At 37.0% G+C, this 15263-nt stretch carries 11 protein-coding genes; 2 read left to right on the top strand and 9 right to left on the bottom strand.

All coding sequences use genetic code 11. The features are described from left to right. Positions 1 to 10: 10 nt before the first annotated feature. From JZO76_RS09055 to JZO76_RS09025, 7 genes are all read right to left on the bottom strand, one after another. Positions 11 to 958, bottom strand: coding sequence for an ABC transporter permease (locus JZO76_RS09055; RefSeq protein WP_016172679.1), 948 nt, complete (start codon positions 956 to 958; stop codon positions 11 to 13). 22 nt (positions 959 to 980) lie between these two features. Continuing rightward, entirely contained in the window at positions 981 to 1994 is a 1014-nt protein-coding gene (locus JZO76_RS09050) for a LacI family DNA-binding transcriptional regulator (RefSeq protein ID WP_016172680.1), read from the bottom strand. Positions 1995 to 2261: 267 nt separating this feature from the next. Further along, positions 2262 to 4382, bottom strand: a complete 2121-nt coding sequence (locus JZO76_RS09045; RefSeq protein ID WP_206903769.1) for a glycoside hydrolase family 3 N-terminal domain-containing protein — start codon at positions 4380 to 4382, stop codon at positions 2262 to 2264. A gap of 16 nt (positions 4383 to 4398) precedes the next feature. Then, positions 4399 to 5823, bottom strand: coding sequence for a 6-phospho-beta-glucosidase (locus tag JZO76_RS09040; protein ID WP_016172682.1), 1425 nt, complete (start codon positions 5821 to 5823; stop codon positions 4399 to 4401). Between the two features lie 148 nt (positions 5824 to 5971). Further along, positions 5972 to 6715, bottom strand: coding sequence for a MurR/RpiR family transcriptional regulator (locus JZO76_RS09035; protein ID WP_206903768.1), 744 nt, complete (start codon positions 6713 to 6715; stop codon positions 5972 to 5974). A 258-nt stretch (positions 6716 to 6973) separates the two neighbouring features. Next, the gene (locus JZO76_RS09030; protein WP_206903767.1) at positions 6974 to 8773 is read right to left on the bottom strand and encodes an ABC transporter ATP-binding protein; all 1800 of its coding nucleotides are present in this window, start codon (positions 8771 to 8773) and stop codon (positions 6974 to 6976) included. Further along, a complete protein-coding gene (locus JZO76_RS09025) occupies positions 8754 to 10493 on the bottom strand; it encodes an ABC transporter ATP-binding protein (protein WP_206903766.1) in 1740 nt (579 codons plus the stop codon). Before JZO76_RS09025 ends, JZO76_RS09030 begins: the two co-directional genes overlap by 20 nt. Positions 10494 to 10569: 76 nt before the next feature. On the opposite strand from JZO76_RS09025, the gene JZO76_RS09020 reads away from it, so the two are divergent. Then, entirely contained in the window at positions 10570 to 11403 is an 834-nt protein-coding gene (locus JZO76_RS09020) for a MerR family DNA-binding transcriptional regulator (RefSeq protein ID WP_206903765.1), read from the top strand. Between the two features lie 139 nt (positions 11404 to 11542). Here the strand turns inward: JZO76_RS09020 and JZO76_RS09015 are convergent, their stop codons facing one another. Both JZO76_RS09015 and JZO76_RS09010 read right to left on the bottom strand, forming a co-directional pair. Then, positions 11543 to 12412 carry a class II fructose-bisphosphate aldolase gene (locus tag JZO76_RS09015; RefSeq protein WP_206903764.1) on the bottom strand — a complete coding sequence of 290 codons (870 nt, stop codon included), beginning with the start codon at positions 12410 to 12412 and terminating at the stop codon, positions 11543 to 11545. 403 nt (positions 12413 to 12815) lie between these two features. Next, positions 12816 to 14417 (bottom strand): CTP synthase, encoded by a 1602-nt coding sequence (locus JZO76_RS09010; protein ID WP_206903763.1) that lies wholly within the window; start codon positions 14415 to 14417, stop codon positions 12816 to 12818. A 328-nt stretch (positions 14418 to 14745) separates the two neighbouring features. Between JZO76_RS09010 and JZO76_RS09005 the strand changes: the two genes are divergently transcribed. Further along, the gene (locus tag JZO76_RS09005; protein ID WP_206903762.1) at positions 14746 to 15099 is read left to right on the top strand and encodes a YxeA family protein; all 354 of its coding nucleotides are present in this window, start codon (positions 14746 to 14748) and stop codon (positions 15097 to 15099) included. The last annotated feature ends 164 nt before the right edge of the window (positions 15100 to 15263 follow it).

Raw genomic sequence — 15263 nt, 5'->3', positions numbered from 1 at the left:
TTTCCTCCTTTTACAAGACCGATTGATTATCGTTTAATTTTTTCGTAACAATATTGGTTGCAGCTAACAAAATAACTGAAATAATTGAGATTCCAAGCCCCACGGCTGTTGCATAAGAAAAGTCTCCTTGCATTAAACCAACACGATAAACGTAAGAATTAATGACTTCTGCTTTAGGCTGATTTTGAGAATTCATCAAAACTAAAGTTTGATCTAAATTCGAATTGAATAAACCGCTTACACTTAAGATTAAATTTAACGAAATGATATTGCGAATCATGGGAATCGTAATACTCCAAATTTGACGTAGTCGTGAAGCACCATCCATTTTGGCAGCCTCATAATACGTTGGATCAATACGCGCCATCGTGGCCAAATATAAAATTGTTCCCCATCCAGCTTCTTTCCAAACATCTGATAAAGAAGCAATCCACCAATATTTACCAACGTCTAGCATGTGATTTTGCTTCGTCTGGATACCGATGAAGTTTAACAACTCATTAATCATCCCGTTTGAAGAAAACCAGGTAATAATCATCCCACCTAAAATAATCCATGATAAAAAGTGTGGTAGATAAGAAATTGTTTGAATCACCCGCTTAAAGACACTGTCTCGTAATTCGTAAATCATCACGGCGATAATAATCGGTAAGACAAATCCAAAGGCTAGTTTCAATGCGCTAATGCCCAATGTATTCACAACCGATTGCCAAAAGTACTTATCTTCCATAATGATTTTGAAGTTTTCAAATCCCACCCACTGCGCACTGTCAATGGTGTCAATTACGGTGTAATTTTTAAAGGCAATCACTAAGCCGTAAATAGGAATAAAACTAAAAATAATCATATAAACAATCCCAGGAATTGCCATCGACTGTAATTGCCACTGGTGTCCAAAATCTCGCCACCATTTTTTAAAACGTGCCCCTAGGGTTGGTTTGGCTTTTGCTTCCAACATATTTTCCTCCTAATTTCTAATCTTATTTTTGCAACTCGACTGCTGTTGTCGTTTCACCACGGATTAAACGACAATCTAAAATTTTATTCTCGCCAGCTTTATCACCGGCAATTAAAGCCAAAAGCTCTATCACTGCTTCTTTTCCTTGTGTTCTAATCGGGTTTTGAACAGTAGTTACTCGCGGCTTGAAATAGCGTAATAACTCGATATCATCAAAACCAATTACACTAAAATCAGTAGGAACTTGCAGATTGTTTGCTTCCACAGCTTTAATGACACCAATTGCACTTAAATCATTACCGGCAATCCATGCTGTCGGCCAGTCCTTTTTGTCGGTTGTCTTTAAATAGTGATCGATATTTTCAAAACTCGCTTTTTCTTCAAATAATCCAGGGATAATCCAAGTATCATTTACAGTTAGCTCGGCGGCGCGCATCGCTTGAACATAACCTAAGTAACGCTCATCACTGTCATAAACGCCAGGATGTCCCGGCAAAAAACCGATTTTTTGATGTCCTTTTGCAATCAACTCTTTTGTAGCGAGTCTTCCTGCTTTACGAGAAGCAAAAACAATACTGCTGATACTACGATCATTGATTTGTCGATCCATAAATACAGCATTAATTCTTTCTGATTGAATTGTACTGAGCGCCTCATCATCAATTAAATCTTCAAAACCGATAAAACCATCCACCATATTCCCTAATAGATGTGAAGTTAAAACTTGTTTATCAGAAGAGATAATGACATTCACCCCATAGTGATGTTTTTCTGCTTCTTTTACAATTGCTTCTATTAAAGTGCTAAAGTAAGGACCAATAATGGTATGCGTATAAAAACCAATCATTTTTGTGCGCTTTGCTTTCAAATTTTTCCCCATCAAATTGGGGGTATAATGAAGTTTTTTTGCTGCTGCAATAACTTTTTCTTTTGTCTTTGGTTTCACCACGTCAACGTCGTTTAACGCTTTTGAAACAGTTGCAATAGAAACGTTAGCTTCTTTTGCGACTTCCCGAATTGTGACCCTCTCTTTCATAACTCCTCCCAAATAAAAACGTTTTTATTTTATTTAAATAAAAAAGAATGTGTTACTTTTTACATTCATATCATAAATAAAAACGTTTTCAAAAACAATAGTTTACAGTCGAGTTGGTTTTCGTTTCAACTTTTGGAAAAAAATGTCAAAATGGTACCTGTTGTACCACTGATAGGTTTAAAGTTATGAAATAAATCTTACCAAGCTTTTAAGTCAAGCTTGGTAAGATTATTTAATTTTAGACAAAGCGTTACTTTTAAAACAGATTTAAAGCAGTTGCAACTGTACCTTGTCCACAATTTCAGTTGCACTAGTGGCTAAAAACAGCTGAATTTCACCTGGATCTGAATATCTTTTTAAGTTTTCATGAACGTAAGCAAAATCTTTAGGTGAAAGAACAAATGAAATTGTTTTTGACTCTCCTGCTTCAAGATAGACTTGTTTCCACTTTAATAATTCGATTTTAGGACGAATCATTTCAGTCACTTCATCTTGAAAATAAACTTGTGGCAAGGCAAAACCAGGAATTTGCGAGTCATTGCCAACGGTAAAACGAAGTGTTGCTTTTTCTCCTTTTGCAAGACTACTTTGTGATAAAGAAAAATCGCTAAAGGTAAAACGACTATAAGATAAACCATGACCAAAAGCATATAACGGTCCATTTTCCTCATCCAAGTAGCGCGAAATATATTTCTCTTGACCATTGTCTTTAGTTTTGGGACGTCCTGTCGACATCTCCTGATAAGAATATGGTAGTTGACCGACACTGCGGGGAAAACTCATTGGTAAATGCCCACTGAAGTTTTCCTCTCCGCTTAATAGCGCAGCTAATGCAGAACCCATCTCACTGCCTAAAAACCAGCCTGAAATAATTGCTGCTGTTTTTGCTGCTTCTTGTGTTAAAACAAGTGGTCGTCCACTAAATGTAATTAAAATCGTAGCCGGATTATTTTGGGCGGCCACAGCCACTAATTTTTGTTCAACCCCAGACAATTCCAAATTTGCACGACTAGCCGCTTCTCCAGCCTCATCACTGGTTTCACCAACAGCTAAAAGTACTTTATCAGCTTCTTTTACAGCCGTTATAACTGTTTGCCAATCTTTTTGATTATCGTCAATTTCCATCACTACAATTTGAGGAAATTTAGCTGTCAGTCCGTCTGCAAGACTGACAGCTTTTTGTCTATCCCCAATCCATGACCAAGCTCCCAAAACATCTTGGGTCGTTCCCTTGGTCCCAATTAATAAAATTTTCTCTGATTTTTTAAGAGGTAAGACTCCTTCATTTTTTAAAAGAACTGCCGAACGAAGAGCTGCTTTATAGGCTAATTTTCTTAATTTGGTTTTATCAACCTGCGTTTTTAAACCACGATACGGATTTTCAAACAAGCCTAAATCATTTTTTAAATTTAATACCCGTAATACAGCTTCATCTAGTTGTTCTGTAAGATTTTCAGCGAGAATGATTTCAGCTAGCTCTTGCAAGTAGCAATCGGTCATCATATCAATATCAATCCCCGCTGTGAAAGCTTTGTAACTTGCTTGATGGGGGTTTTCAGCTACACGATGCTGCATTAATTCCCCAATTGCTGCCCAGTCTGAAATAAGAACCCCTTTAAAACCTAATTCATGCCGCAAAACATTTTGAATGAGCTTTTTATTGGCAGTAACAGGAATGCCTTTGAAACTATTAAAAGACGTCATCACCATTTTGACGCCACTAGCTATCGCACCTTCAAAAGCAGGTAAATAATTTTGATACATTTCAACATCCGAGATATCCACAGTATTGTAATCGCGACCGCCTTCAGCGGATCCATAACCAATAAAATGTTTCACACAAGCGGCAATATGATTTTCTTCAGTAGCAAGATTATCCCCTTGATAGCCCCGAACATAACTTTCTGTTAGCACTTTAGAAAGTCTAGGGTCTTCTCCATTACTTTCTAAAACTCGGCCCCAACGCGGATCTTTAACATAATCTGCCATAGGTGAAAAAGTTACGTGAACCCCTTCTGTCGCTGCTTCAGCACCTGTAGCAGCAGCTACTTTTTCAATCATAGCCGCATCAAAACTAGCTGCTAAAGCCAGTGGAATCGGAAAGATTGTTTCATAGCCATGAATAACATCTGCCATAAAAATTAACGGAATCTTATGACGACTATTTGCCAAATAATCTCTTTGAATTTTTTTGACCTCATCGCTACGGTGGGTCCCTAAAACAGAGCCAATCTGATAAAGCTGCTCGTTATTCATTGACCACTGTGACATTGGACCCGTGATTTCTCCTGGATTACCAAAAAAATCAGGTGTGACTTGAACCAACTGTCCCACTTTTTCTGCCAAAGTTAAATCAGCTAAAATTGCTTTAAGCTTTGTTTTTTCCATACTTGCTCCTCTTAAACTAGTTTTCTTGAATCAGCTTTTGATACCAAGCAAAAGAATCTTTTTTCAAACGCTTCAAAGTCCCATTTCCTACATTATCTTTGTCAACATAAATAAAACCATAACGTTTTTCCATTTCACCTGAACCAAAGCTGACTAAATCAATTACCCCCCAAGGCGTATACCCCATTAAATCTACTCCATCCACATTTACTGCCAATTCCATTTGATCGATGTGTTTTTGTAAATAATCAATGCGATAAGGATCATGAATCTTCCCATCTTCTAATTTATCGTACGCACCAAAGCCATTTTCCACAATAAAAAGTGGCAGATTATACCGTTCATAAACGATATTTAATGTGTAGCGTAAACCGACAGGATCAATTTGCCAACCCCAATCACTTGCTGAAACATATGGATTTAAAACTACTTTAGCTTCTGGAAATTCTGTAATTTCATCGCCTGCTACGTCTGGTAGCGTGGTAACTGCACCTGACATATAATAGCTAAAGCCAATATAGTCAACGGTCCCTTCTTTTAACGCTTGCCGTTCTTCTTGTGTGATTTCAATCTCATACCCCTTTTGTTCCCAATATTTTTGGGCATAAGCTGGAATAATCCCCCGAGCATGAATATCCGAATAAAAGAAACGACGATCCATCACTTTCACTGAAGCCATTAAATCACTTGGATTACATGAGTAAGGATAAATGGGTACATAAGCCATCATGCAGCCAATTTGAAAATCAGGATTAATTTCATGGCCCAACTTGACAACTTTAGCGCTGGCAATTAGTTCATTTAAGCCAGCTTGAAATGTTAAGGCTTCTTTATTGTCCCCTTCTTCGAATAATAAAGCTGAATTAGTCCATGTATGTAGCGTATGTTGGCCATCTGCTTGATTGTTGATTTCATTAAAGGTCATCCAATACTTCACTTTGTCTTTGTAACGTGTCATGACGGTTTTAGCATAGTGAACAAAAAAATCAATGAGCTTTTTATTCGTAAAACCACCGTATTTTTCGTATAAGTGATACGGAATTTCAAAATGCGATAGTGTGATTACCGGTTCAATATTATTTTTTAACAGTTCATCAAATAAATCATCGTAAAATTGTAGCCCTGCTTCATTTGGTTTTTCTTCATCCCCATTTGGAAAAATCCGCGTCCAGTTAATGGATGTACGAAACGCCTTTAAACCTAACTCTTTGAATAGCGCAATATCTTCTTTATAGTGATGATAAAAATCAATCGCTTCATGGTTAGGATAATTTTTTCCTTCAATAATTCCTTTTGTAATTTCTCGCGCTACGCCGTTTGCACCAGCTGTCATAACATCAGCAGTACTAACACCTTTTTTATCAACATTCCAAGCACCTTCAACTTGATGGGCAGCGACTGCTCCACCCCATAAAAAATCTTTTGGAAATTTATTTGCCATTTTTTGTCACCTCATTTTCTTAATTACGTTTAGTATAATTGGCAGCGTTTTATTCCTCAATAAACTTTAGGAACTCTGGCATCAGAATCAGTAAAAAGAAAAAAACACCATCCTGGTACCGCTTGTACCACATGGTGTTTTTGGTAACTTATTTTTGATGTAATTCATCCTCTTGCCTTTGTAAACGTTCTGCCAACTGCTCAATCAAGAAGATACAAGGGATCTGGCTCGTTAAATCTTCATGTTTTTTTACTCGCCTTACATCGACATGATAATCCAAAACATAATCTGACATCCGCCCCAGAGTAGAGTTGATATCCGAAGTAATAGCAATTGTTAAAAAATCATCTTTATTGCGAAAACCATTGGCCACTTCTACGACTTCATTTGTCATTCCTGAAACAGATAGTGTTACTAAAATATTATCACTGGTATTTTGTAATTTGGACATAATAGGATAAGTAGGATCAATTAAAGGATAGCTATTATATCCAATGGATGCAAAGCGTCGTGCAGCATATTCACAAATTGATCCAGAAGCACCAATTCCAAAAAAGATAATATTTTCACAGTATTGGATTTTCTCTACGATTTGATTTAACTTACTTTGGATATCTCGTGGAAAACGTTCACGACTTAAAATAGTCAATGCATCTTCAAAACCTTCACTTTTAGCTGCTTGCACACTAAATTGGCTACGAAATTCGGTAAAACTCTCATAGCCTAGTTTTCGAATTAGCCGCATAACAGAAGACGCTGAAGTATGGGATTCCTGTGCGATATCTCGAACTCGCATATAAGGAATTTTATCAGCATTGCTACTCATATAATGGTAAATTGCCTGATCTGTATCAGATAGTACGTTAAAATCAATGTTGCCAAAAAAACTCATCTTTTATCCTCCTAGAGCGGCCGACTTTTTGAGCACGCTTTCTTGACTATTCTACCTAAAAAAAGAAAAATCACCAATAGAAAAAAGATTACCGCTAAAATTACTCAGCTTATTTCTCAGAAAAGCTAGTGGATAAATCACTGGCTTATAAAGAAGTTGTAAGTATAATTTACATTATTTTGGTTAAAATAGAATTTTTTTACTACACCAAAGAGCACAACAGCCTTAGCAGATTGTGCTCTTTAGTAGTAATTATAATTAACTTGCAAACTGACTATTATAAAGATTGGCGTAAAAATCGCCTTTTTTCATTAGACTAGCGTGACTGCCTTGCTCGATAATAGCACCATCTTTCATCACCAAAATCAAATCTGCATTTTTGATAGTTGATAGGCGGTGGGCAATCACAAAACTCGTACGCTCAGCCGTTAAACGGTCCATTGCCTGTTGAATCATTTCTTCGGTACGGGTATCCACGCTTGAAGTTGCCTCGTCCAAAATCAACAGTTGCGGATTGGCAAGAATTGCGCGCGCAATCGTCAAAAGCTGTTGTTGTCCTTGAGAGATTTGACTGCCATCGGTTGAAATTATCGTGTCATAGCCTTTTGGCAATGTCAAAATAAAGTGGTGACATTGCGCTGCTTTTGCCGCAGCAATAATTTCAGTGCGACTGGCATTTGGTTGTCCATAAGCAATATTAGCTGCCACCGTTCCTTCAAAGAGCCATGTGTCTTGCAAGACCATACCAAATTTTTGACGAATCTCCCCCCTTGCAAAATGACGAATATTTTTACCGTCAACTTCAATTTGTCCTTTACTTAATTCGTAAAAACGCATCAATAAATTAATCATAGTCGTTTTACCCGCACCAGTTGGTCCTACAATAGCTACCATTTGCTTTGGTTTTACAGTGAAATTGACATCTTCCATTAACAATTGGTCTTTTTCATAACCAAAAGAAACGTGTTTGAAACTTACTTTCCCACGTATTTGGGATGGTAGGGTAGCATTTAGTTCATTTTCCTTTTCGCAAGGTAAATCAAGAATTTCAAAGATTCGCTCCAAAGCGGCAAAGGCACTTTGCAAACTGTTGATTACATAGGATACTTGTGTAATCGGTTCTGATACTTGATTTACATATTGTAAATAAGCTTGAACTAAACCGATTGATAACTGACCGTTAATAACCATTAGCCCACCGACAACTGCACTAATCACAAAGCCAAGCTGGTTAATTAGTCGAATCAAGGGATTAATAGCAAAACTGACAAATTGAGCTTTTTTAAAAGCCTGAAATTGGGCTTCGTTTAATTTGTCTAAGTCTGATTCTATTTGCTGCTGGCGGTTATATGCTTTAATAACCAAATTTCCTGAATATGTTTCCTCGGCCTTTGTTCCAACGTAACCTAAAGCTGCCTGATTTTCCGAAAAATAATCTTGATTTTTCTGAGCTAAGAAATTCGTTAGCGCTAAACTAAGCAACAAAATGATCACGATACCAAAGGTCAGTAACGGACTAAGATAAATCATTAACCCCACCCCGATGATAATAGATAAGATTGCTGAAATCATCTGCATCAGTCCTACTTGTAAAACTTCAGATACTTTATCCAAATCAAGAGTTGTCCGTGTCAATATGTCACCTGTTTTATACTGGTCAAAAAATTTGATCGGTAAATGATTCATCTTTTGTGTCAATTGTTTTCGTAAGCGTAATGTTAATGTTTCTGCTACGCTTGCCATGGTGTATTCTTGCAAAAGCGAGAATAGCGCAATACCGCCCCATGCCAAAAATAATAATAAGACTGGCTGCCACAATACCCGTCTTAAATTGGCTGTTGTTATTTCACCCGCACGTAATAAAGCAACAATGGCATCTAGCCCCCAGCCTAAAATTAAAGGTGTAATTGCCATTAATGTTGCAAAGAAAATGGCAGAAATAACAATCACTACAAAACGGCGCTTTTGCTCTAATAATAAACGAAATAGCCGCTGACCCGTTTTTTTGAAATCTTGTGGCATTTCGCGATTCTTTAACTCAACCTGCTTTGTGCTCATGTTTTTCCTCCATTCCTTGGGACTTGGCAAATTCTTGATAAACGCTGCAAGTTGTAATTAAGGTCTCATGAGTACCTTGACCCACAATTTTTCCTTCATCTAATACGATAATTTGGTCCGCATCCTTAATAGTCGAAAGGCGTTGTGCTACGATCACAATTGCTGCATCTTTTAAATACGTTTTTAAAGCTTGACGTAATTTAGCATCGGTTTGATAATCCAGCGCTGAAAAACTGTCATCAAAGAAATATACTGCTGCTGGTTTAATCAATGCCCGTGCAATACTTAGGCGTTGTTTTTGTCCACCAGAAAAATTGTTTCCTTTTTGAGCAATTGGGGCCTCATACTTTTGTGGTAAAGAAGTGATAAAGTCAGCGGCTTGGGCAACTTCAGCGGCTTTAGCCACTTGCTCTTTTGTTGCCGCAGGATTCCCAAAAAGGAAATTATCGAAAATCGTACCACTAAATAGAAAAGCTTTTTGTGGCACATAACTGATTTTTTGTCGCAATGCTTCTTGCGTGACGTTTTTAATCGGCACTCCACCAAAGAGGATTTCACCTTCAGCCGTATCTTTAAAGCGCAATAGTGCTTTTGCAATTGTACTTTTACCAGAGCCTGTTCCACCAACAATTGCCGTCACGCCTTTAAAAATATCAAAGGTAATATTAGATAAGACCGGCTCTTGTGCACCACTATATGTGAAATCAACCTGTTTAAAAGAAACAATCGGTTTATTATCTGCCAGCACAAATTCGGTTATATCACCATCCACGATTTCTTCATTTGCCGCTAAAACTGCACCAATCCGCTCTAACGAAGCGAGTGCTTTTGGTATCATCACAATTACCATTGCAGCCATAGTCAAAAACCATAAACTTAAAACCGTATATTCACTAATCGCAGTTAAACTGCCGATTGGCACCATACCTTGCATCACAAAAACACCACCAAAGGCTAAAACAGCTGTCATACCTAAACCCATCACTAAATTTACCGTTGGATTTAACACTGCAAAAAGTTTATTGACCGCAATCATAACTTCTGCATAACTGCTAAAAGTTTGATCCGTTCTTTTTTTCTCATCATTTGTTTTGTTAAACGCACGAATCACCCGAACACCGGTATAAAATTCCCGCAAAATCTGCATCATTTTATCCATTCGTTGCTGCATCACATCTGCTAAAGGAATAGCTTTTTTAATAACCAGCAGTGCTACAAGTGAAAATAAAGTGATCGAAGCAATGGGAATCCAAATAAACTGCCATGAAATCATCCCTGTCAAAACAATTGACGCCAAACAAATAAGGGGTGCTGGCACAATCATTTGAAAAACCATCATCAAAATTTGTTGAATATTGGTAATATCACTTGTGGTTCTGGCCAAAAGTGTTGGCGTCCCAAATGCATCCAAATCTGCTAAGGATAATTTCTGGGTTTTAGCTACTAATTTTTTTCTCAAAAAATAACCAAATCGACCAGCTAAAATAGCAGAGTAATAACTCGCGGCAATCGCAACTACGCCTGTGATAAGGGCAATTGCTAACATCAACAGCCCGTTTTTCCAAATTGCTCCTTGGTTTTGTGTCAAAATACCTTCATCAATAATTTCAGCGACATAATAAGGAATCAACAATGTTCCAACTGCTTGTGCTACCATTAAAATGAAGGTGACAAAGAACATCTTCTGATACTCTTTAAAAAAGATTTTAAATAATTTCATCTTTTTTCCCTCCTTCTCCTATGGTAGGATAAACTGTAACGCAACGTTACAGTCAAGACAGAAAGGAAACTTTTTGATGAAAAAATATTTAACCGTAAGTGAAATGGCAAATTATGCCGGCATCAGCCGCCGAACGTTAATTTATTATGATCAAATAAATCTCTTCAAGCCTGCAAAAATTGGCCCAAACGGCTATCGCTATTACGGCATTGAACAGTATTTTGAACTGGACGTTATCTTACTTTTGAAAAATCTTGACGTTTCACTTGATGAAATTGATACTTTTTTGAAAAATAGAAACGTTACTGCTGTTTTAGCTGGTTTCAAACGCCAAAAAGAAAAAGTCGACGAAGAGATAAATAAACTTAAACGCATTCGTAATTCCCTTGATAGTTATATTACACGCTACACTACTTTAGAAAATTTCGATTTAAAATCAATCACATATACTTACAGAGAAGCTGAGTATTTTGTAATCTCAGATATTATCGAAAACTTTGATGACATTGATGCTCTGCAAGTCTATGGACGTTTTTATAATTCTGTTGACAGCAGCGATCTTTTTAGTGGCTATCCGATTGGTTTTTTAGTAGACGGTGCGGCGTTTTATGAAGAAAATTTTCATGCTGCGCCTTATCGTGCCTTAGTTAAAATTCCACCTGAACGCTTAGCCCATTACGAGAAACAACGTATCATACAACGACCAGCCGGTTATTATGTTTCTGGTTTTATGAAAGATGAAATTCATTATATTAATATTTTTAACAATCGCTTTCGTAATTACTTAAAAGATAATAATTTGGTTTTAAATGGCGATATTTGGGAATTGCTTTGGCAAGATGAAGCCGCCTCAGAAAATCCTGAAGATCAAATTTTTGAAGTCTTAATTCCCGTTAGACCAGCTAATTAAGCATATCCAAACAAATAAACCGATATTCACTGCCAAAATAAAACCTCGTTAAAATCAGCTGATTCTAACGAGGTTTTTGGTCATTTAAAAAGAAAAAACTTCAGACCAAATTGATCTGAAGTTTAAAAGTTTAATGTAATTAAGCTTTGTCAGCTGAACCGAACCAGTCAATGTGTTCTTCAGCATCTTTAACGATAGCAGCTTTACCTGGTGCTAATAATTTACGAGGGTCAAAGCCTTTACCTTCTTGATCTTTGCCAGCTTCGATGTATTCACGAGTTGCTTTAGCAAATGATAATTGGAATTCAGTATTAACGTTAACTTTAGAAACACCCATTGAGATAGCTTTTTGGATTTGTTCTTTTGGAATACCTGAACCGCCGTGTAATACTAATGGTACATCATGACCAACAGCATCTGCGATTTCTTGTAAGTGGTCAAATGCAAGACCTTTCCAGTTTTCTGGGTAAACACCGTGGATGTTACCAATACCACATGCTAAGTAGTCGATACCTGTAGCAACCATTTGTTTACATTCTTCAATGTCAGCTAATTCGCCAGCACCGATGATACCGTCTTCTTCCCCACCAATTGAACCAACTTCACATTCAACTGAGATACCTTTAGCGTGTGCTTTTGCAACAACGTCTTTAGCTAATTTCAAGTTTTCTTCAAATGGTAAATGAGAACCATCGAACATAACTGAAGTGTAGCCAGCTTCGATACATGCTAAAGCTGCTTCGTAGTCACCATGGTCTAAGTGGATTGCAACTGGAACTGTAATATTCATTGATTCAACCAAGTCGTTGATCATGTTAACAGCTAATTTGTAACCACCCATGTATTTTGCTGCACCCATTGAAGTTTGGATTAGAACAGGGGCTTTTTTAGCTTCTGCTGCTTCCAAAATCGCTTGAGTCCATTCTAAGTTATTTGTGTTGTAACCGCCGACAGCGTAACCACCTTTACGGGCTGCTTTTAGAAATTCTGCTGCTGATACTACTGGCATAAAAAATTCCTCCTAAGTTTTAATAAACTTTATTTGTTAGGCATATCCTAACCAACGCTACTATTTTAGCAAATATTTCCTGCTATTACCACTAAAATGGCAGATTAATTCTTTCATAAAAAGATTGCACAAATTTAAATAGCGGCTGTTTTCAAATATTTTTCTGAAAAACTTTGGTACATTCCCCTTTGCCATTGCTTTTCTAATTCAAAAGATAACATCAGCAATTATTTTGCTCTGCAAATTATTTCACAGACTTTTTCTTAATTTTTGAAAATTAGCTTGAACAACTAACAAAAAACCTGAAACAAAAATATACTTCTGCAACTTTTACATCAAGACGCAGGTATTTTTTGTTTCAGGTATTTGGCTTTTATTTAAATGTTACTCAGGAAAGACACGCCTATTGGTTTTCTAACGCAGCACCAACAAAGGCTTTAATTAGTTGTTGTGGGCGTGTTGGTCGAGAAATTAATTCTGGATGGAATTGGCAACCAACAAAGAACTTCTTGTCTGGTAGTTCCACGATTTCTACTAGTCGATTATCTGGCGAAACACCTGAGAAGACTAAGCCTTCTGCTTCAAACATTTCCCGGTATTTATTGTTAAATTCATAGCGATGACGGTGACGTTCTTGTACAACTTCGGCATCGTTATAAGCAGCTGCTGTTTTTGTTCCTTTTTTCAACTTACATGGATACAAACCAAGGCGCAATGTCCCCCCCATGTTTTCAATATTTTCTTGATCTGCCATTAGGTCAATAATATTGTTTGGTGTATCAGGATTTGTTTCAGCTGAATTAGCATCTTTTAAGCCCACTACATTTCTGGCAAACTCCACACAAGCCATTTGCATGCCTAAACAAATACCTAAAAATGGGACATCATTTTCTCTGGCATAACGAATCGCTTCAATTTTACCTTCTACTCCACGATCGCCAAAACCACCAGGAACCAAAATACCATCAGCATCTTTTAACACTTCTGCTACATTGTCTTTATTCACATCAGCTGATTGAATCCAATCAATAGCAATATCAGAATCAAATGCAAAACCAGCGTGTTTTAATGCTTCTACTACTGAAATGTATGCATCTGGTAATTCAACATATTTACCAACTAAGGCAATTCGGGTGGTTTTCTTCAAGTTGAGTACTTTTTCTTCCAACGCTTGCCATTCAGTCATATCTGCTTCTGGTACATCTAATTTCAAGTGCTCACAAACAATTTGATCCATTTTTTGTGCTTGCAATGCTAATGGAATGGAATACAATGTTTCCACGTCCCGAGATTCGATGACCGCTTCTGGTGCCACGTCACAAAATTGCGCTAATTTATTTTTCGTGCTTTGTGAAACAGGCTGTTCTGTCCGAACTACTAAAATATTTGGTTGAATACCTAAACCACGTAATTCTTTTACGCTATGTTGTGTTGGTTTAGTTTTCATTTCCCCAGCTGCTTTTAAGTATGGAATCAACGTCGTGTGAATGTACATCACATTATCTGAACCCACGTCAGCTTTCATTTGGCGCAATGCTTCTAAAAATGGTAATGATTCAATATCACCAACTGTTCCGCCGACTTCTGTGATAATGACATCAGAATCGGTTAATTTTGCAGCCCGCATGATTTTTTCTTTAATTTCATTCGTGATGTGTGGAATTACTTGAACAGTTGCGCCCAAATATTCTCCTTTGCGTTCTTTACGCAAAACTTCAGAATAAATTTTACCGGTTGTTACATTGGAATACTTATTTAAGTTAATATCGATAAAACGTTCATAGTGACCAAGGTCTAAATCCGTTTCTGCCCCGTCATCTGTTACAAAAACTTCTCCATGTTGGTAAGGACTCATCGTACCAGGATCGACATTGATATAAGGATCAAATTTTTGAATCGTTACCTTTAATCCACGATTTTTCAATAAGCGTCCTAGCGATGCTGCCACAATACCTTTACCAATCGACGACACAACGCCGCCGGTTACAAAAATATATTTTGTCATTAATTAAAAACTCCCTCTATATTTTTTCGCAGGAAAAGCTTCTGTAAAATAAATATGCTCCCTATCCAAAATGAATAGGGAGCATATTTTCCAGAACTTTGACCCTAAGTAATTAGGGTGCCCAAGTAGGATATTACAATCTCTCCTTTCTTTTGTCAACTATCGATTTTTGTAAAGGGGTTTCAATTTAAAAAAGTCTGAAACCTTAAAACTTAATTTTAATTCATTTTTTACGACTAAAGTCGCAAATTCATTTCCGACTTGTGCCTGTTTTTTTAAAATTTCTTCTCAGCTAAAATTAGGCTGTTAGAAAGAAGGAAGAATCAGTATGAAAAAAATTATTTTTACTGCCCTCCCATTTTTGTTAGCTAGTGGCGGGATATTTTATTGGTACCATGATAACTACGGAACCAATGATTATTACACAAAAATTAACCAAGCTGGAACACGTACGTATATCGGTGAAGGAGCTGGACATAAGGTCTATAAATATCGTTACAAATTAGCCAGTTTTAATGCTTGTGGCGAAGAATTAGACATTGATTTCAACTCGAGAAAAGACCATCCCATGAAAAAAGATGCTTACCTGATTGTTCATGTAAATCATAAAAAAGGTGTTATGGGGTGGGAAGAAATCGCGAAAAGTCAACTACCTAAAAAAGCTGAAAATCACTTAAACTAAAAACATACACGTCTTAAATAAACCGTACTTTTTAAATTGGTGCTAGCGTGAGGTTTTACATTAAACCACTAGCAGTGTTTCTTTTTTATAGCCACTGTAATCTGCAACATGTAATAATGCTTGAGCATTTTCCACTCTTTGGCGCGTCGGTGGTTCAATTCCTT

The organism is Candidatus Enterococcus myersii (assembly GCF_017316025.1).
Classification (GTDB): domain Bacteria; phylum Bacillota; class Bacilli; order Lactobacillales; family Enterococcaceae; genus Enterococcus_C; species Enterococcus_C montenegrensis.
The sequence above is the reverse complement of the archived record's forward strand: the minus strand, read 5'-3'. Positions and strand labels throughout refer to the sequence as shown.

Excerpts from the sequence above, each read along its gene's own strand:
- JZO76_RS09020 (WP_206903765.1), top strand. The coding sequence starts at position 10,570 with ATGAAAAAATATTTAACCGTAAGTGAAATGGCAAATTATGCCGGCATC.
- JZO76_RS09030 (WP_206903767.1), bottom strand. The coding sequence starts at position 8,773 with ATGAGCACAAAGCAGGTTGAGTTAAAGAATCGCGAAATGCCACAAGAT.
- JZO76_RS09025 (WP_206903766.1), bottom strand. The coding sequence starts at position 10,493 with ATGAAATTATTTAAAATCTTTTTTAAAGAGTATCAGAAGATGTTCTTT.
- JZO76_RS09055 (WP_016172679.1), bottom strand. The coding sequence starts at position 958 with ATGTTGGAAGCAAAAGCCAAACCAACCCTAGGGGCACGTTTTAAAAAA.
- JZO76_RS09050 (WP_016172680.1), bottom strand. The coding sequence starts at position 1,994 with ATGAAAGAGAGGGTCACAATTCGGGAAGTCGCAAAAGAAGCTAACGTT.
- JZO76_RS09015 (WP_206903764.1), bottom strand. The coding sequence starts at position 12,412 with ATGCCAGTAGTATCAGCAGCAGAATTTCTAAAAGCAGCCCGTAAAGGT.
- JZO76_RS09040 (WP_016172682.1), bottom strand. The coding sequence starts at position 5,823 with ATGGCAAATAAATTTCCAAAAGATTTTTTATGGGGTGGAGCAGTCGCT.
- JZO76_RS09045 (WP_206903769.1), bottom strand. The coding sequence starts at position 4,382 with ATGGAAAAAACAAAGCTTAAAGCAATTTTAGCTGATTTAACTTTGGCA.
- JZO76_RS09010 (WP_206903763.1), bottom strand. The coding sequence starts at position 14,417 with ATGACAAAATATATTTTTGTAACCGGCGGCGTTGTGTCGTCGATTGGT.
- JZO76_RS09035 (WP_206903768.1), bottom strand. The coding sequence starts at position 6,715 with ATGAGTTTTTTTGGCAACATTGATTTTAACGTACTATCTGATACAGAT.
- JZO76_RS09005 (WP_206903762.1), top strand. The coding sequence starts at position 14,746 with ATGAAAAAAATTATTTTTACTGCCCTCCCATTTTTGTTAGCTAGTGGC.